This window comes from Klebsiella sp. Shm-1 (genome assembly GCF_040804525.1).
GTDB lineage: Bacteria > Pseudomonadota > Gammaproteobacteria > Enterobacterales > Enterobacteriaceae > Klebsiella > Klebsiella pneumoniae.
In genome coordinates, this window is the sequence record NZ_CP161823.1 from 4,009,253 (window position 1) to 4,027,281 (window position 18,029).

Annotated in this window: 19 protein-coding genes; 11 read left to right on the top strand and 8 right to left on the bottom strand. The window is 59.3% G+C overall.

The annotated features are described in order from the left end of the window. Positions 1 to 51: 51 nt before the first annotated feature. From AB1E37_RS19700 to AB1E37_RS19715, 4 genes are all read left to right on the top strand, one after another. Positions 52 to 870, top strand: coding sequence for a sugar phosphate isomerase/epimerase (locus tag AB1E37_RS19700; RefSeq protein WP_002891476.1), 819 nt, complete (start codon positions 52 to 54; stop codon positions 868 to 870). A gap of 10 nt (positions 871 to 880) precedes the next feature. Further along, entirely contained in the window at positions 881 to 2,245 is a 1,365-nt protein-coding gene (locus AB1E37_RS19705; protein WP_004177260.1) for an aromatic acid/H+ symport family MFS transporter, read from the top strand. Positions 2,246 to 2,575: 330 nt separating this feature from the next. Further along, complete coding sequence (locus tag AB1E37_RS19710; RefSeq protein WP_004191717.1) at positions 2,576 to 3,754, top strand: Gfo/Idh/MocA family protein; 1,179 nt, start codon at positions 2,576 to 2,578, stop codon at positions 3,752 to 3,754. A gap of 159 nt (positions 3,755 to 3,913) precedes the next feature. Next, positions 3,914 to 5,278, top strand: coding sequence for an MFS transporter (locus AB1E37_RS19715; RefSeq protein WP_004144660.1), 1,365 nt, complete (start codon positions 3,914 to 3,916; stop codon positions 5,276 to 5,278). 42 nt (positions 5,279 to 5,320) lie between these two features. Here the strand turns inward: AB1E37_RS19715 and AB1E37_RS19720 are convergent, their stop codons facing one another. Continuing rightward, positions 5,321 to 5,812: a YajQ family cyclic di-GMP-binding protein gene (locus AB1E37_RS19720; RefSeq protein WP_002891465.1), complete on the bottom strand. Its 492-nt coding sequence runs from the start codon at positions 5,810 to 5,812 to the stop codon at positions 5,321 to 5,323. Positions 5,813 to 6,003: 191 nt separating this feature from the next. Between AB1E37_RS19720 and panE the strand changes: the two genes are divergently transcribed. From panE to AB1E37_RS19735, 3 genes are read left to right on the top strand one after another with little or no spacing between them, the layout of a single operon-like run. Beyond that, a complete protein-coding gene (panE, locus tag AB1E37_RS19725; RefSeq protein ID WP_004183164.1) occupies positions 6,004 to 6,915 on the top strand; it encodes a 2-dehydropantoate 2-reductase in 912 nt (303 codons plus the stop codon). Next, a complete protein-coding gene (gene yajL / locus AB1E37_RS19730; RefSeq protein WP_004222993.1) occupies positions 6,878 to 7,471 on the top strand; it encodes a protein deglycase YajL in 594 nt (197 codons plus the stop codon). Before panE ends, yajL begins: the two co-directional genes overlap by 38 nt. A gap of 50 nt (positions 7,472 to 7,521) precedes the next feature. After that, positions 7,522 to 7,998, top strand: coding sequence for an SRPBCC family protein (locus tag AB1E37_RS19735; protein WP_004222991.1), 477 nt, complete (start codon positions 7,522 to 7,524; stop codon positions 7,996 to 7,998). A gap of 66 nt (positions 7,999 to 8,064) precedes the next feature. Here AB1E37_RS19735 and thiI read toward each other — a convergent pair whose 3' ends face one another. Next, a complete protein-coding gene (gene thiI, locus AB1E37_RS19740) occupies positions 8,065 to 9,513 on the bottom strand; it encodes a tRNA uracil 4-sulfurtransferase ThiI (protein ID WP_004151340.1) in 1,449 nt (482 codons plus the stop codon). Between the two features lie 181 nt (positions 9,514 to 9,694). Between thiI and xseB the strand changes: the two genes are divergently transcribed. From xseB to AB1E37_RS19760, 4 genes are read left to right on the top strand one after another with little or no spacing between them, the layout of a single operon-like run. Next, complete coding sequence (xseB, locus tag AB1E37_RS19745; RefSeq protein ID WP_002891398.1) at positions 9,695 to 9,937, top strand: exodeoxyribonuclease VII small subunit; 243 nt, start codon at positions 9,695 to 9,697, stop codon at positions 9,935 to 9,937. Continuing rightward, positions 9,938 to 10,837 (top strand): (2E,6E)-farnesyl diphosphate synthase, encoded by a 900-nt coding sequence (ispA, locus tag AB1E37_RS19750; RefSeq protein ID WP_004144656.1) that lies wholly within the window; start codon positions 9,938 to 9,940, stop codon positions 10,835 to 10,837. 18 nt (positions 10,838 to 10,855) lie between these two features. Further along, positions 10,856 to 12,718, top strand: coding sequence for a 1-deoxy-D-xylulose-5-phosphate synthase (dxs, locus tag AB1E37_RS19755; RefSeq protein ID WP_004144655.1), 1,863 nt, complete (start codon positions 10,856 to 10,858; stop codon positions 12,716 to 12,718). Positions 12,719 to 12,778: 60 nt separating this feature from the next. Then, complete coding sequence (locus AB1E37_RS19760) at positions 12,779 to 13,753, top strand: aldo/keto reductase (protein ID WP_004191727.1); 975 nt, start codon at positions 12,779 to 12,781, stop codon at positions 13,751 to 13,753. 45 nt (positions 13,754 to 13,798) lie between these two features. Here the strand turns inward: AB1E37_RS19760 and pgpA are convergent, their stop codons facing one another. From pgpA to nrdR, 6 genes are all read right to left on the bottom strand, one after another. Further along, positions 13,799 to 14,266 carry a phosphatidylglycerophosphatase A gene (gene pgpA, locus AB1E37_RS19765; protein ID WP_004204830.1) on the bottom strand — a complete coding sequence of 156 codons (468 nt, stop codon included), beginning with the start codon at positions 14,264 to 14,266 and terminating at the stop codon, positions 13,799 to 13,801. Positions 14,267 to 14,294: 28 nt separating this feature from the next. Beyond that, the gene (thiL, locus tag AB1E37_RS19770) at positions 14,295 to 15,266 is read right to left on the bottom strand and encodes a thiamine-phosphate kinase (RefSeq protein WP_032447371.1); all 972 of its coding nucleotides are present in this window, start codon (positions 15,264 to 15,266) and stop codon (positions 14,295 to 14,297) included. A 71-nt stretch (positions 15,267 to 15,337) separates the two neighbouring features. After that, positions 15,338 to 15,757 carry a transcription antitermination factor NusB gene (nusB, locus tag AB1E37_RS19775; RefSeq protein ID WP_002891356.1) on the bottom strand — a complete coding sequence of 140 codons (420 nt, stop codon included), beginning with the start codon at positions 15,755 to 15,757 and terminating at the stop codon, positions 15,338 to 15,340. 19 nt (positions 15,758 to 15,776) lie between these two features. Then, the gene (ribE, locus tag AB1E37_RS19780) at positions 15,777 to 16,247 is read right to left on the bottom strand and encodes a 6,7-dimethyl-8-ribityllumazine synthase (protein WP_001021161.1); all 471 of its coding nucleotides are present in this window, start codon (positions 16,245 to 16,247) and stop codon (positions 15,777 to 15,779) included. Between the two features lie 87 nt (positions 16,248 to 16,334). Beyond that, the gene (gene ribD / locus AB1E37_RS19785) at positions 16,335 to 17,438 is read right to left on the bottom strand and encodes a bifunctional diaminohydroxyphosphoribosylaminopyrimidine deaminase/5-amino-6-(5-phosphoribosylamino)uracil reductase RibD (protein ID WP_004222978.1); all 1,104 of its coding nucleotides are present in this window, start codon (positions 17,436 to 17,438) and stop codon (positions 16,335 to 16,337) included. 3 nt (positions 17,439 to 17,441) lie between these two features. After that, entirely contained in the window at positions 17,442 to 17,891 is a 450-nt protein-coding gene (gene nrdR, locus AB1E37_RS19790) for a transcriptional regulator NrdR (RefSeq protein ID WP_002890417.1), read from the bottom strand. Between the last annotated feature and the right edge of the window lie 138 nt (positions 17,892 to 18,029).

Below are 18,029 nucleotides of genomic sequence, written 5' to 3' on the forward strand. Positions count from 1 at the left end.
CGAATGGATGCGCCCTAACTCTCTTCACCTGTAACTGTACCGGAGCCCTTTATGAACAAGCGTACCCTATCGCTCGCCGCGCTGACCCTGCTCGATGTCCCTCCCCCCGAACAGGTGCGGATTGCGGCCAGAACCGGTTTTACCCACGTTGGGCTGCGACTGCTCCCCGCCACACCGACCGACCCGGACTACGACATGCTGGGCGATACCCCGGCCGTCCGGGCGACGCTCGCCGCGTTGATGGAAACTGGCATCCGCGTGTCGGACGTGGAGATCGTCCGCCTGACCCCCGGGTTTACCCTCGACGATCGGCTGCAGCGTTTTATGGAGACCGCCGCGCGTCTTGGCGCCGGACAGGTGTTAGTCGCCGGCAATGATGACAACCTTCAGCGCAGCGCTGACAACCTCGCCATCCTCGCCGCGGCCGGTCGTCCATTTGGGCTGACCATGAATCTTGAGCCGATGCCCTGGACCCAGTTGCGCAACATCGCCGCAGCGCAAGCACTAATCGCCGCCAGCGGGCGGGAAGACATCGGCATTCTGGTGGACGCTCTCCATTTCTGGCGCGCGGGAGAATCGCTCGCCGCCCTCTCCAGCCTGCCCGCGCATCATCTCAACTATATGCAACTCTGCGATGGCGCGGCGCAGAGACCGGAGAGCGAGCAGGAACTTATCCGCCAGGCCCGCTCGGCGCGCAACGTGCCGGGGGAAGGCGGTCTGGATCTGCATGGTCTGATGTCGGCCCTGCCGGCGACGCTGCCGGTCTCTCTCGAAGTGCCGCTTGACGGCGAGCAAGGCGCCCTGCCGCCTCTTCAGCGGGCGCAGTTACTGTTCGATGCCGCGCAGCCCTACCTGCGCGCCTGCGCATAAGGAATACGCTATGACACAGACTCAACGCCTGGATGTCAGAGAGTTAATAAATCGTAACCCGCTGAGCCGATTTCAGAAGCTGATTATATTTCTCGGCTTTTGCGTCATCGCTCTCGATGGTTTTGATATCGCGATCATGGGCTTTATCGCCCCGACGCTAAAGCTGGAATGGGGGGTAAGCAACCACCAGCTGGGTCTGGTGATCAGCGCCGCGCTGATCGGCCTCGCGCTGGGGGCGATTTTCTCCGGCCCGCTCGCCGACTGGCTGGGACGTAAGAAAATCATCATCAACAGCGTTTTCTTCTTCGGTTTCTGGACCATCGCCACCGCCTTCTCGCACAACGTAGAACAGATGATGTTCTTTCGCTTTATGACTGGCCTCGGGCTGGGCGCCGCGATGCCGAATATCGGGACGCTGGTGTCGGAATACGCCCCGGAACGCCAGCGTTCATTTATTATCACCGTCATCTTTTGCGGCTTCACCTTCGGCGCGGCGGCGGGAGGATTTTCGGCATCGTGGCTGATCCCCCAGTTTGGCTGGCACTCGCTGATGGCGCTCGGCGGTATTCTGCCGCTGCTGTTTGCCCCCCTGCTCATCTGGCTGCTGCCGGAATCGGTTCGTTTTCTGGTAATCAAACAAGCGCCCGCGGCGCGCATACGCGCCATTCTTAACCGTCTCTATCCCGGACAAATCAGCGACAATGTGACGTTTATCCTGCCGGCGCAGCCAGCGGCCGGCAACGCGATGCGCATTGTCCTCTCCCGCCAGTACGGTTTCGGCTCGCTGATGCTATGGCTGGTCTACTTTATGGGGCTGTTCCTGGTCTATATCCTCGGCAGCTGGCTGCCAACGCTGGTTAAAGCGGTAGGAATGACCGTTAGCCAGGCGGCCATCATGACGGCGATCTACCAGGCGGGCGGCACCCTCGGCTCGTTGTTTGCCGGCTGGCTGATGGACAGGATCAACCCCCATCGCGCGCTGGGGATAATCTACGCCGTTGGCGGCCTGTTCACCATGGCGATGGGCTACGCCGCGGGCAGCTTTGCCTTGCTCTGTATGCTGGCGTTTATCAGCGGCGCCTGCCTGAACGGCGCGAATACCGGCATGAACGCCCTCTCCGCCCGCTACTACCCTACACAGGCGCGGGCGACGGGCTCCAGCTGGATGCACGGCGTCGGGCGCATCGGCGCCATTCTCAGCGCCTTTGCCGGCGCCGAGATGATGGCGCTCAACCTGCCCTTTGAAAGCGTCTTTTTGATCCTCGGCATCCCGGCAGCCCTCACCGTCGCAGGCCTGGCGGCGAAGGGCATCTTTGCGGCCGGTCATCCTCCCGTCGCTTCAACTTCCCCCGCGTCTGTGCGCGGAGCGTCATAGCGGCATCTGGTCCCCGGTGCAATCGGCGGATTGCACCGCCTTCAGCAGCTAATAAAGAAAATTTATTTCATATTTTGTTGAAACGAAAAACGCCCGCAACAATCTGGACGACTCCGGCAGGCGATATCCCGCCCTCACCTTTTCAACCAAGCGCAAAAGAAACTATCGCTAATTCGATCCCCCTCGCATATATGGAAAATAAATTCCACAACACAATTGAAACAGAACAAACATTTCCTTAAGTTGAAGTCAGTCTATCCGGATGCGCGTTGCCGCAGGCGTCGGCATTGAGCGCCTCAGAGTGCAAATGATTTCAAAAAGGAGAGCACCATGTTAAACGGCCTGAAACCCTTATCCCGTTCCCTGCGCTGGGGAATGGTCGGCGGCGGGGGAACCAGTCAGATCGGCTACAGCCACCGCTGTGCGGCGCTGCGTGACAATGTTTATACCCTGCTGGCCGGCGCGCTTGACGTCGATGCCGAGCGCGGGCGCGCGTTCGGTGAGCAACTGGGCATCGCGCCGGAGCGCTGCTACGCCGACTACCAGACCCTGTTTCGCGAAGAGGCGCAGCGCCCTGACGGGATCGAGGTCGTCTCGGTCACCACCCCGAACAATACCCATTTCGCCATCACCAAAGCGGCGCTGGAGGCGGGACTCCACGTTATCTGCGAAAAGCCCCTCTGCTTTACCGCCGAAGAGGCGCGCGAGCTGGTGGATCTGAGCAAAAAACAGAACAAAATCGTCGGCGTCACCTACGGCTATGCCGGCTATCAGATGATCCAGCAGGCGCGGCAGATGATTGCCGATGGACTGCTCGGCGAGATCCGCATCGTTAACATGCAATTCGCCCACGGCTTCCATAACCAGGCCGTCGAGCTGCAGGCAGAATCCACCCGCTGGCGAGTAACGCCGAAGTTTGCCGGGCCCAGCTATGTGCTTGGGGATCTGGCCACCCATCCGCTGTTTGTCGCCGAGACCATGGCGCCGCAGCTCAATATCAAACGGCTGATGTGCTCCCGTCAGAGCTTTGTTCCCTCCCGCGCGCCGCTGGAAGATAACGCCTTTGTCCTGATGGAATATGACAACGGCGCGGTTGGCTCGATGTGGACCAGCGCGGTCAACAGCGGCGCCATGCACTCGCAAAAAGTGCGCATCGTCGGCGAAAAAGCAAGCATCGAATGGTGGGATGAGCATCCTAACCAGCTCAGCTATGAGGTGCAGGGCGAGCCGGCGCGCATTCTGGAACGTGGGATGCCCTACCTGTCGCCGAACGCGCTAGCGGATGACCGCATTGGCGGCGGCCATCCGGAAGGGCTGTTCGAAGCCTGGGCCAACCTCTATCGCCGCTATGCGCAGGCGATTGACGCCACGGACCGCGACGATCGCGCCTTCCTGCAAGACTTCTGGTATCCGGACGTCGAAGCCGGGCTGCACGGCGTCTATTGGGTAGAGCAGTGCGTCAAATCGGCTGACGCTGGCAGCCAGTGGGTTGACTTTACTTTACCTTAATTTTCCCCCTCGCCAGTGGAGTCCCCCTCCACTGGTTTATTGATTTTTACCAACTTGTCGCATCGCGCAACAGCCCCGTAATATCTGTTAAACAAACATTTATTTACGCTTCTTACCCCCCGCCGCTACACTAGGCGCAGTTTTTATATTGAGGTGGTAATGAACGATAACAAAATGACGCCAGGGGAACTGCGCGCGACCTGGGGTTTGGGGACAGTATTCTCCCTGCGCATGCTTGGCATGTTTATGGTCCTGCCGGTTCTGACCACGTATGGCATGGCGTTGCAGGGTGCCAGTGAAGCGCTGATTGGCCTGGCGATCGGTATCTACGGCCTGGCGCAGGCGGTGTTCCAGATCCCCTTCGGACTGTTATCTGACCGTATTGGCCGTAAGCCATTGATCGTCGGCGGCCTGCTTATCTTCGTGCTCGGCAGCGTCATCGCCGCGCTCACCGACTCCATCTGGGGCATCATTCTTGGCCGCGCCCTGCAGGGCTCCGGCGCCATCGCCGCCGCGGTTATGGCCCTGCTGTCCGATCTCACCCGCGAACAGAACCGCACCAAAGCGATGGCCTTTATCGGCGTCAGCTTCGGCGTCACCTTCGCCATCGCCATGGTGCTGGGGCCGATTGTCACCCACCAGCTGGGTCTGCACGCGCTGTTCTGGATGATCGCCATCCTGGCGACCGTCGGCATCCTGCTCACCCTGTGGGTGGTGCCCAACAGCCATAACCATGTCCTTAACCGCGAATCCGGGATGGTGAAGGGCTGCTTTAGCAAGGTGCTGGCGGAGCCGCGCCTGCTGAAGCTTAACTTTGGCATCATGTGCCTGCACATTATGCTGATGTCCACTTTTGTCGCCCTGCCCGGACAACTGGAGGCCGCCGGCTTCCCGGCCGCCGAGCACTGGAAGATTTACCTGGTCACCATGGTTATCTCGTTCATCTCGGTGGTGCCGTTTATCATCTACGCCGAAGTGAAGCGCAAGATGAAGCGCGTCTTCCTGCTCTGCGTCGCCATCCTGCTGATTGCGGAAATTGTCCTCTGGGGCGCCGGAGGCTACTTCTGGGAGCTGGTGGCGGGCGTTCAGCTCTTCTTCCTGGCGTTTAACCTGCTGGAAGCGCTGCTGCCGTCGCTAATTAGCAAGGAGTCTCCGGCGGGCTACAAAGGCACCGCGATGGGCGTCTACTCCACCAGCCAGTTTCTCGGCGTGGCGATTGGCGGCGCGCTTGGCGGCTGGGTCGATGGTTTCTTTGATTCGCAAACCGTGTTTCTGCTGGGCGCCCTGCTGGCGATGCTGTGGCTGCTGGTGGCCAGCACCATGAGCGAGCCGCCGTACGTCAGCAGCCTGCGGGTGGAGGTGCCGGACGGCGTGGTGGTCGACAGCGCGCTGCAGGCGCGTCTGCTGAGCGCCAGCGGGGTTCATCAGGCGCTGGTGGTACCCGAGGAGCGTTCGGTGTATATCAAAATCGACAGCAAGGTCACCAACCGCTTCGAGATAGAGCAGCTCATCAAAGGGGTGTAAAAAAGCGGGGAATTCCCCGCTTTTTGCTGTCTGCCCGCCGCCTTAGTCGCGGAAGTTTTTGAACTGGAACGGCTGTCCCAGATCGCCACCGCGCACCAGCGCCATCACCGACTGCAGATCGTCGCGGGACTTACCGGTCACGCGGATCTCTTCACCCTGAATCTGGGCCTGCACTTTCAGCTTGCTGTCTTTGATCAGTTTAACGATCTTCTTCTGCACCGCGCTTTCAATGCCCTGCTTCAGCTTCGCTTCAACAAACCAGGTTTTACCGCTGTGCACGATATCTTCCGGTACGTCGAGGGAGGTGCCTTCAATGCCGCGCTTGAGCAGCTTGGCGCGAAGGATATCCAGCAGCTGGTTCACCTGGAAGTCAGACTCACTCAGCACTTTAATGGTCTTGTTGGCGTCGTTTAATTCAAAAGTGGCTTCAACGCCACGAAAATCAAAACGCGACTCGACTTCGCGGCTCGCGTTGTCCACCGCGTTACGGGCTTCCTGAAGATCAACTTCAGAGACAATATCGAAAGATGGCATCTTTTCCTCTCCTTCCGTTTCTTTTGCGTTGCATAATACCTGCAACGCGGCATAACTCAACTTGTTATCCCGGAAGCTTAGCTGATTACGCAACGCTCGCGCTATTTTCCCCGTGATGTCCGACGATGCGAAAAGCGACGAGATAGACTTTAGCCATCAGCGCCTGGGATAGCGGCAGATGAGGAGGAACAATGAAAGTAACCGTACTGGGATGCGGTGCGCTGGGACAACTATGGCTGACCGCGTTGTACAAACAGGGACATGAAGTCCAGGGCTGGCTGCGCGTACCGCAGCCATTCTGTAGCGTCAACGTCATTGAAACCGATGGCTCAGTGTTCAACGAATCGCTGACGGCCAACGACCCCGATTTTCTCGCCAGCAGCGAGCTGCTGATCGTCACCTTAAAGGCCTGGCAGGTGTCGAATGCGGTAAAGCACCTGGCCGGGATCCTGCCGGACACCACGCCAATTGTGCTGGTACATAACGGCATGGGCACCGTCGAGGAGCTGCGCGGCGTGAAACAGCCGTTGCTGCTGGCCTCCACGACCCAGGCGGCGCGGCGCGATGGGAATGTCATCATCCACGTTGCCCAGGGCACCACGCATATCGGACCGGCAAAAAGCTACGAGGGGGACTACAGCTATCTCGCAGAAGTTCTGCAGAGCGTGCTGCCGGATGTCGCCTGGCATAACAATATCCACTCGGCCATCTGGCGCAAGCTGGCGGTTAACTGCGTGATTAACCCTCTGACCGCGCTCAAAGGGTGTAAAAACGGCGATCTGCGCGACTATACGCAGGAAGTTGCGGCCATTTGTCGCGAGGTGGCGGCGGTGATGGAGCGCGAAGGTATTCATACCTCGGCGGAAAACCTGCTATTTTATGTCGAACAGGTAATTGAAAGTACGGCAGAAAATATCTCTTCCATGCTGCAGGACGTTCGCGCCCAGCGGCATACAGAGATCGACTACATCACCGGTTTTCTGCTCAACCGCGCCCGCGCCCACGGCGTCGCCGTACCGGAAAACGCCCGCTTATTTGAATTGATCAAGCGTAAGGAGAATGAATATGAGCGCGTCGGCACTGATTTGCCTCGCCCCTGGTAGCGAAGAGACCGAAGCGGTCACCACTATCGACCTGCTGGTCCGCGGCGGAGTAAAGGTGACCACCGCCAGCGTCGCCAGCGACGGCAGCCTGACCATCGTCTGTTCGCGCGGCGTCAAACTGCTGGCGGATGCGCCGCTGGTCGAGGTGGCCGATGGTGATTTCGATATCATCGTCCTCCCGGGCGGTATCAAGGGCGCAGAGTGCTTCCGCGACAGCCCGCTACTGGTGGAAACCGTCCGCCAGTTTCATCTCTCTGGGCGCATTGTGGCCGCCATCTGCGCCGCCCCGGCGACCGTGCTGGTACCCCATAATCTGTTCCCGATCGGCAACATGACCGGTTTTCCGGCGCTGAAGGAACATATCCCCGCCGAGCAGTGGCAGGATAAAAGAGTGGTCTGGGATCCGCGGGTGAATCTGTTAACCAGCCAGGGTCCGGGGACTTCGATTGATTTCGCCCTGAAAATGATCGATCTGCTGGTGGGGCGCGAGAAAGCGTATGAGGTCGCCTCACAGCTGGTGATGGCCGCCGGCATCTATAATTACTACGAAGCCTGATAGCCGGTCCGCGCCGCGGGCTGGCTCCCCTTTTCCTGAGGAGTCGCAGCATGTCCCGGAGCGCAACCGATTCTCGCGATCTTGTTATCAGCCGCCTGCTCAGCGCGCCCGCCCCAGCCCTGTGGCGCGCGTGGGCCGACCCGGCATTACTCCGAACCTGGTGGTGCCCGAAGCCCTGGCAAACCGAGGTTCTGGCCTTTGATTTTCGCGCCGGCGGGGCCTTTCACACCGTGATGCACGGGTCTGACGGTGAACGCAGCGATAACCCCGGCTGTTTTCTTGAAGTTATCCCGCAACAAAAAATCGTCATGACCTCGATGCTGACGGCGGATTATCGCCCCGCCGTTTCCCCCTTCGCGATGACGGCCATCATCACCTTTGCCGATGAACAGGGCGGGTGTCGCTATACGGCTACAGTGCTGCATGCCGATGATGAAACCCGCGAGCAGCACGAGCAGATGGGATTTTTCGAGGGCTGGAATATTGTCATCGATCAGCTCAATGACCTGGCGCTGACCCTGCGCTAATATACTCCCCTGCCAATAGTAAAAAGGCCTTCCATCAGGGAAGGCCTTTTGCATCATAACAATCTGTTACGGGCGATAAACTTTCACGTTGCTGAAGCCCTGCTCGCGCAAATAAAGCGCCTGCAGACGGCTCATCACCCCGCGCTCACACCACAGCAGCCAGGTTTTGCTCTGATCGAGATCGCCAAATTTGGTGCTTAGCTTGTAGAACGGCAGGGAAACAACCTCAACCCCCTCGACCTTCAGCGGCTTGTCTTCCTGCTCGTCGATGGAGCGAATGTCGAGGATCGCGTCATTGGCGCCAAAGCCGGTCACGGTTTCCACTTCCACCACCGTCTCTTCCGTCTGCTGGGCGATCTCGCGGATATCGATATTGCTCGCCTCTTCCACCACTTTATCAAGGATGCTGAAATCGAAGTGTTCTTCTTCCGCTTCAATCTTCGCCTTCACCGCCTTCACGGTCGGGCTCTTGGAGATCACGCCGCAATATTCCGGCATGGTGCGGGCGAAATCTTCCGTGCCGATCTCACGCGCCAGGTCGATGATGTGCTCTTTATCGTGCGAAATCAGCGGGCGCAGGATCAGAGTATCGGAGACATTATCGATCAGGCGCAGGTTAGTGAGGGTCTGACTGGAGACCTGGCCGAGCGCTTCGCCGGTGACCAGCGCCTGCACGCCATAGCGTTCCGCGACTTTTGACGCGGCGCGGACCATCATGCGCTTGAGCACGACGCCCATCTGGCCGTCGTCCACTTTTTCAAGGATTTCGCCGACTACTGGCTCAAAGTTAATCGCCACAAAGCGAACGCGGTGTGAGCTGCCGAAGCGGTTCCACAGATAATGCGCAACCTGGCGGACGCCAATCTCATGGGCGGCGCCGCCAAGGTTAAAGAAGCAGTAATGAACGCGGCAGCCGCGGCGCATCAGCATGTAGCTGGAGACGCCGGAGTCAAAGCCGCCGGAGATCAGCGACAGCACATCTTCCTGGGTGCCGATCGGGAAACCGCCGATGCCTTCATAGCGGCCTTTCACCAGCAGCAGGCGATCGTTTTCAATCTCGAGATTGACGGTGACGTCCGGGTCGGTCAGCTTCACGCGCGCCGTTTCAATATGCTGATTCAGACCGCCGCCGACGTAGCGTTCCACTTCAATTGAGGTGAATTCATGTTTGCCGCGACGCTTCACTCGCACGCAGAAGGTTTTGCCTTCCAGCGCCTCGCGCCACAGCGGCAGCGTCTGCTCGAAAATATCGTGCAGCGAGGTGAACGGCACGTCTTCGACTTCCAGAATATGGTGGATGCCGGGGATACGGGTCAGCGCATCGCGAATAGCCGGGCGCTGATTTTCATCTTTCGCGCGAACTTCGATATGATCCCAATGACGGACGACGGCCAGCGTCTCATCATAGTTTTTGAGAACGTTACGAATGTTCCCGGTTAAGATTTTAATGAAGCGCAACCGCACAGATTGGCTTTTGATGGTGATTTCCGGGAACAATTTAATGATAAACTTCATAGCGACAATAGTTCGTTGGCAAGCCCGACGGGGCTATAAGCAAAAGTTGTAAAGCAGCGCACACCGGTGCCTGCATCCTGGGCGCGGAGTATATCACCATTGCGCGTTATTTGCTTACACGCGTGACTTCGTTACCATACCCGGTATTGCCGTCGCGACATAACAAGAGTCTACATTCACTATGCCAAAGAAAAATGAGGCCCCGGCCAGCTTTGAAACTGCTCTGGGCGAACTGGAGCAGATCGTTAACCGTCTGGAAAGCGGCGATTTGCCGTTAGAGGAAGCGCTAAGCGAATTTGAGCGCGGCGTACAGCTGGCGCGCCAGGGGCAAAGTCAGCTGCAGAAGGCCGAACAGCGCGTGCAGATCCTGCTGGCGGATAGTGAAGATTCCCCGACCACGCCTTTTACGCCGGACGCTGAATAAATGGATTTCCCGCAACAATTGCAGGCCTGTGTGGAACAGGCAAACGAAGCGCTGCGCCGTTTCATCGCCCCGCAGCCCTTTCAGAACACTCCGCTGGTGGAAGCGATGCATTATGGCGCATTGTTAGGCGGTAAACGCCTGCGTCCCTTCCTTGTCTACGCCACCGGCGAGATGTTCGGCGTGTGCCGTACCACGCTGGATGCTCCTGCCGCGGCGGTCGAATGCATTCATGCCTACTCCCTGATGCATGATGATTTGCCGGCGATGGATGATGACGATCTGCGCCGCGGCCTGCCGACCTGCCATATTAAATTTGGCGAAGCCAACGCAATTCTTGCGGGAGATGCCCTGCAAACGCTGGCGTTCTCTATACTGAGTGATGCGCCGATGGTCGACGTTCCTGACCGGGACCGGCTGGCGATGGTTTCCGAACTGGCGCAGGCCAGCGGCGTGGCGGGCATGTGCGGCGGCCAGGCGCTGGATCTGCAGGCCGAGGGACAGCAGGTTGATTTACAGGCGCTGGAGCGTATCCATCGCCACAAAACGGGCGCCCTGATCCGCGCCGCCGTCCGGATGGGAGCCCTGAGCGCCGGCGAACGCGGCCGCGCCGCCCTGCCCGCGCTGGATCGCTATGCGGAAAATATCGGTCTTGCCTTCCAGGTCCAGGATGACATTCTCGACGTGGTAGGGGATACTGCGACCCTTGGCAAACGTCAGGGTGCCGACCAGCAATTGGGTAAAAGCACCTATCCCGCCCTCCTGGGTCTTGAGCAAGCCCGGAAGAAAGCGCACGACCTGATCGCTGATGCCCGCCGGTCGTTAGATGAGCTGGCCGCACAATCTCTGGATACTTCGGCACTGGAAGCGCTCGCGAATTACATTATTCAGCGCGATAAATAAACAAAAAATGAGTCTCTGATGAGTTTTGATATTGCCAAATACCCGACCCTGGCGCTGGTAGATTCCACCCAGGAGTTGCGCCTGTTGCCAAAAGAGAGCCTGCCGAAGCTATGTGATGAGCTGCGGCGCTATCTACTGGACAGCGTCAGCCGTTCCAGCGGTCACTTTGCCTCTGGCCTCGGCACGGTGGAACTGACCGTGGCGCTGCACTACGTGTATAACACGCCGTTCGATCGCCTGATCTGGGACGTCGGCCATCAGGCCTACCCGCATAAAATTCTGACCGGTCGCCGGGACAAAATCGGCACCATTCGTCAGAAAGGCGGCCTGCATCCCTTCCCGTGGCGCGGTGAAAGCGAGTATGACGTGCTGAGCGTCGGTCACTCCTCCACTTCCATTTCCGCGGGTATCGGGGTGGCTATCGCCGCCGCGAAAGAGGATAAGCAGCGGCGCGCGGTGTGCGTCATTGGCGACGGGGCGATCACCGCCGGCATGGCGTTTGAGGCGATGAACCACGCCGGGGATATCAAACCCGACCTGCTGGTGGTGCTGAATGACAATGAAATGTCGATTTCCGAGAACGTCGGCGCGCTGAACAATCATCTGGCGCAGCTGCTCTCCGGTAAGCTCTACTCCACCCTGCGCGAAGGGGGCAAAAAGGTCTTCTCCGGGGTGCCGCCGATTAAAGAGCTGCTTAAGCGTACCGAAGAGCATATCAAAGGGATGGTGGTGCCGGGCACGCTGTTTGAAGAGCTGGGCTTTAACTACATTGGCCCGGTGGATGGCCATGACGTGCTCGGTCTGGTCAGCACGCTGAAGAACATGCGCGACCTGAAAGGCCCGCAGTTCCTGCATATTATGACCAAAAAAGGCCGCGGCTATGAGCCCGCCGAGAAAGACCCGATCACCTTCCATGCGGTGCCAAAATTCGACCATACCAGCGGCGTACTGCCCAAAAGCAGCGGCGGCCTCCCTTCCTACTCGAAAATCTTCGGTGACTGGCTGTGTGAAACGGCGGCCAAAGACAACAAGCTGATGGCGATCACGCCGGCGATGCGCGAAGGTTCAGGGATGGTGGAGTTTTCGAAGAAATTCCCCGATCGGTACTTTGACGTCGCCATTGCCGAGCAGCATGCGGTCACCTTCGCCGCCGGGCTGGCGATTGGCGACTACAAGCCGGTGGTGGCGATCTACTCCACCTTCCTGCAGCGAGCCTACGATCAGGTGATCCATGATGTGGCTATCCAGAAGCTGCCGGTGCTATTTGCTATCGACCGCGCCGGGATCGTCGGCGCAGACGGCCAGACGCATCAGGGAGCGTTCGATCTCTCCTTCCTGCGCTGTATTCCGGATATGGTGGTAATGACCCCGAGCGATGAAAATGAATGTCGCCAGATGCTGTACACCGGCTACCACTACAGCGACGGCCCCTGCGCGGTGCGCTATCCGCGCGGTAGCGGCACCGGCGCGACGCTCGAGCCGCTGGCATCGCTGCCGATCGGCAAAGGGGTGGTGAAACGTCAGGGCGAGAAAATAGCGATCCTCAACTTTGGCACCCTGCTGCCGGAAGCCGCGGCAGTAGCGGACAAACTCAACGCCACCCTGGTGGATATGCGCTTTGTGAAGCCGCTGGATACCGCGCTGATCCTCCAGCTGGCCGGCGAGCACGACGCGCTGGTGACGCTGGAAGAGAACGCCATCATGGGCGGCGCCGGCAGCGGCGTGAACGAAGTGCTGATGGCCCACCGCCGGGCGGTACCGGTGCTCAATATTGGCCTGCCGGATTATTTTATTCCTCAGGGCACTCAGGAAGAGATCCGCGCCGACCTCGGCCTTGATGCCGCCGGTATTGAAGCCAAAATCCGCGACTGGCTGGCATAATTGCCCCTTCCGCTCCTGCTATGCTTAAGGGATACCCTTGATGAATAGCAGGAGCGCACTATGCACTATATCCCCCTCGGTGATACTGCCTTACGTGTTTCCCGACTCTGCCTCGGCTGCATGACCTTCGGCGAGCCGGACCGCGGCAGACACGCCTGGACGCTTCCGGAAGAGAGCAGCCGCCCGCTTATCCAGCACGCCATTGAAGGCGGCATCAACTTCTTCGATACCGCAAATAGCTACTCCGACGGCAGCAGCGAAGAGATCGTTGGCCGCGCCCTGCGCGACTTTGCCCGCCGTGACGAGGTGGTTGTCGCCACCAAGGTGTATCACCAGGTCGGCGATCTGGCGGAAGGACTTTCCCGGGCGCAGATCCTGCGCTCCATCGACGACAGCCTGCGCCGTCTCGGGATGGACTATGTCGACCTGCTGCAGATCCACCGCTGGGACTATACCACCCCGATTGAAGAGACGCTCGAAGCGCTGGACGAGGTGGTGAAAGCCGGCAAAGCGCGCTATATCGGCGCCTCGTCCATGCATGCCCGACAGTTTGCCCAGGCGCTGGCGCTCCAGCAGCAGAACGGCTGGGCGCGCTTCGTTACCATGCAGGATCACTACAACCTGATTTACCGGGAAGAAGAGAATGAGATGCTGCCCTTGTGCCAACGTAACGGCGTAGCGGTGATCCCGTGGAGTCCGCTGGCGCGCGGCAGGCTAACCCGCCCCTGGGGTGAGACCACCGCCCGGCTGGTCTCAGATGAGTTCGGCAAATCGCTGTACAGCGCCAGTGAAGAAAACGATGCGCAGATCGCCGGGAATCTCGCGGACGTGGCGGAAGAACTCGACGCCAGCCGCGCCCAGGTCGCTCTCGCCTGGCTGTTAAGCAAACCCGGCGTCGCCGCGCCGATTATCGGCCCGTCGCGTCAGGAACAGCTCGATGATCTGCTGCAGGCGGTGGATTTGACGCTCTCCGCGGAACAGATCGACAAGCTGGAGGCGCCGTATCAGCCGCATCCGGTGGTGGGATTTAAGTGACGGGCGTGGTTTCCCCGGCAGCGTAGCGTTGCCGGGGAGAGGCGGTTAAAGCAGACCGATGGGCCAGTGATGGCCAATGACGTACAGCACGCCGGCGGAGATCACGCCGGCGACGATGTCGTCGACCATAATCCCCATTCCGCCGTGGATATTGCGATCAAACCAGCGAATCGGCCACGGCTTCCACATATCGAAGATACGGAAAATCACGAAGCCGGCGGCCACCCACTGCCAGTCCAGGGTCGGCAGCGCCATCAGGGTGATCCACATCCCGACGAACTCGTCCCAGACGATGCTGCCGTGGTCATGGGTGCCCATATCTTTGGCCGTGCGATGGCACAGATAGACGCCGATACAGATGCTCATCATCACCACCAGCGAGTAAAGCTGCCAGGGGAGAAAGGTCATCAGATACCAGAACGGGATCGCCGCCAGCGAGCCCATCGTCCCCGGCACCACCGGGCTTAAGCCGCTGCCAAAGCCGGTCGCCAGCAGATGCCACGGATTACGCATACTCAGGCGGCTAAGCGCCTCGTCTCGACTACGCAAAGTGATCGTATCCCTTTAAATCAAGCGCGACCGGCTTACCGTCGCGGATAAACTGCAGCCCTTCGCTCTCCGGCGCAATCTGTCCGATACAGGTAAAACGCGCGCCAAGATGGCCAAGAGCCACGTCCAGCGCCCCGCGGTTCAGCTCCGGTACGGTAAAGCACAGCTCGTAATCTTCCCCGCCGGCGAGCGCCCAGCGCAGCGCCTGCTCAGAATCAACCTGGCGCAGCATCGCATCGGAGTACGGCATGGCATCGAGATCGATACGTGCGCCGCAGCCGCTGGCTTTGAGAATATGGCCCAGATCGGAGATCAGGCCGTCGGAGAGATCGATAACCGATGTCGCCAGGTCACGCAGCGCCTGGCCCTGCAGCACGCGCGGCATCGGCCGCAGATGACGGGCCAGCAGGTAGTCGGCGTCAGACGATTCATCCACCGTTAGACGATTCTGCAGTACCGCCAGACCGGCGGCGCTGTCTCCCGGAGTGCCGGTAACATAGATCCAGTCCCCCGGCTTCGCGCCAGCGCGTTTCATGGCGCGTCCCGGCGGCACAAAGCCGTGGATACCCAGCGTCATGGAGAGCGGGCCACGGGTAGTGTCGCCGCCAATCAGTTGCATATCGTAATAGTCCAGCTGGACAAACAGGCTGTCGCTGAAGGCTTCCAGCCAGACTTCATCCACCTCCGGCAAGGTCAGCGCCAGCGTGAGCCACGCTGGTTCCGCGCCCATCGCCGCGAGGTCGCTCAGGTTCACCGCCAGCGCTTTATAGGCGAGGTCGGCCGGGTCGATATCGGGTAAGAAGTGATTGCCCGCCACCAGGGTGTCGGTGCTGATTGCCAGCGTTTTTTTCTCGGGAATATGCAGGAGCGCGCAGTCATCGCCGATGCCGGTTTCAACATCAAGGCGGGCGCTTTTAACGCGATCAAAATAACGGGCAATCAGGGAGAATTCGCCGCATGCCATACGTTATGCCTCAGCAAAATAATAAATAAGGCCGGGCTGCGAGGCGACCCTCGCAAAACCCGGCCTGCAGTTTACTTCTTGTGGGGACGAATTACCGGAGCCGCTTTGTCCAGCACGCCGTTAACGAACTTATGGCTATCTTCAGCGCCGAAGGTTTTCGCCAGTTCGATAGCTTCATTGATGGCCACTTTATACGGTACGTCATCACGTTTGGACAGCTCAAACAGCGCGATACGCAGCACCGCTTTTTCAACCTGGCCCAGCTCTTCCAGCTGGCGGGACAGGTAGGGCTTCATCAGGCCGTCGAGGTACGCGCTGTTAGTCGCCACTCCGGACAGCAGTTCGCGGAAATACAGAACATCAACATCTTTTACGTCCTGTTCCGCCAGGAACTGGTATTCGACATCAGCGATGTCGTTGTGGGACAACTGCCAGGAGTAGAGCGCCTGAACGGCACACTCACGGGCGCGGCGACGAGCAGCAGGTTTCACGGAATTCCCCTTACAAAAATCAGGCCTTGATGGCTTTCAATACGTTAATCATTTCCAGCGCGGTCAGCGCAGCTTCTGCACCTTTGTTACCGGCTTTGGTGCCAGCGCGCTCAATGGCTTGTTCAATACTTTCAGTGGTCAGAACACCAAAGGCTACCGGGATTTCGCTATCCTGAGCGACATGCGCCAGGCCATTGCTGGCACCGCCTGCCACATATTCAAAGTGGGCGGTACCGCCGCGAATCACCGTCCCCAGCGCGATCACCGCGTCATATTTACCGGTTTTCGCCAGTGCGCCAGCCGCCAGCGGCAGCTCATACGCGCCTGGAACCCAAACGACGGTGATGTTTTCATCTTTTACCTGACCAATGCGTTTCAGGGCGTCAATCGCGCCTTCCAGCAGGCTGTCATTGATAAAGTTGTTGAAACGCGCAATGGTGATGGCGACGCGAGCGTCCGGGGTAGCAACGTTAGCTTCAATAATGTTCATACTCTTCCTTCGGGTTCATGTGCCCCGCAAGGGGGGCGGATTTTATCATATTATTCTGAGCGCTGCTTCCTAATAATCAGGAAAGCCTCACGCAGTGGTTAAATGCAGGCAGACATCCGGGCCAACCTGACGTATCTCATTGAATTTAAAATGGGGGGCCTGGCTCAGCTCTTCAAGCCCCGGCAGCGCGCATAATCCACGCGCCGTATTGCCTAACAGTTTAGGCGCAATATAGACGATAAGCTCGTCGACCAGGCCCGCCTGCAGCAGCGCCCCGGCAAGCGTAGCCCCTGCCTCAACCCAGACGCTGTTGATCTGCTGTTTGCCAAGCAGCATCATCAGCAGCACCAGATCGAGATGGCCGTTATGCTCCGGTACCAGCAGCGTGCGGGCGCTTTCCGGCCACTGCCGTTCATCGGCGCGCAGGCGGGCAAACAGCGTTTCCCCCGCCTGCTGCACAATACGATGCTCAGGCGTGACGCGGTTCTGGCTGTCGATGACGACGCGCAGCGGCTGGCGCAAATTCTCTTCGGGATAAAGCGCCTGGGTATCGGCGCTCAGCTCCTGCCAGCGCACGGTCAGCGCCGGATCGTCCGCCAGCACGGTGGCGCTGCTGGTCAGGATGGCATGGCTCTGGGCGCGCAGACGCTGCACGTCGCGTCGCGCCTGCGGGGAGGTGATCCACTGGCTTTCGCCGCTGGCCATCGCCGTGCGGCCGTCCAGCGAGGCGCCCAGCTTCAGCTGCACCCAGGGAAAACCGGTGCGCATCCGCTTCAGAAAGCCCTTATTCAGCGCTTCCGCTTCGTTCATCATCAGCCCATGGCTGACCTCAATGCCGGACTGCTGCAGGCGATACAAACCGCGCCCCGCCACCTGCGGGTTCGGATCCTGCATCGCGGCGACCACGCGGCTGACGCCGGCGGCAATCAGCGCATCGCAGCATGGCGGCGTACGGCCATGGTGGCTGCAGGGCTCAAGAGTGACGTAGGCGGTGGCGCCGCGCGCCTTTTCGCCAGCCATGCGCAGGGCGTGCACTTCAGCATGCGGCTCGCCGGCGCGATAGTGAAACCCCTCGCCGACGATCTCGCCGTCTTTCACAATGACGCAGCCGACGTTAGGGTTAGGATGGGTAGTAAAGCGACCGCGCGCGGCAAGCTTCAGCGCACGCGCCATGTACATTTCGTCCTGCATGGCTTAGTCCTGTAAGCGGGCGATCTCTTCGCCGAATTCTTTAATATCTTCGAAGCTGCGATAGACCGACGCGAAGCGAATATAGGCGACTTTATCCAGCTTTTTCAGCTGCTCCATCACCAGGTTGCCGATCATTTTGCTGGCCACTTCGCGCTCGCCGGTGCCGCGCAGATGAGTCTTGATATGGTTGACCGCCATTTCCACGTCGTCGGCGCTAACCGGACGTTTCTCCAGCGCTTTCAGCATCCCGCTGCGCAGCTTGTCTTCGTTGAAGGGTTCGCGCACATCGTTACTCTTCACCACCCGCGGCATCACCAGCTCCGCCACTTCGAAGGTGGTAAAGCGTTCGTTACAGACCAGGCACTGCCGACGGCGACGCACGGAAGAGCCTTCCCCCACCAGACGAGAGTCGATCACTTTGGTATCCACGGCGAAACAGAAAGGGCAATGCATAGCGCGTCCTGACAGGTAGTTAAACTGAAGAGTAGTTTACCGCGAAGTGACCGGACTACAAAGAAAGAGCTTTTGAGACAAAGGATCTATGGGAGATGAGGCCGGTTTGGCTACCATTAAGCATCCTCTGTAAACGGA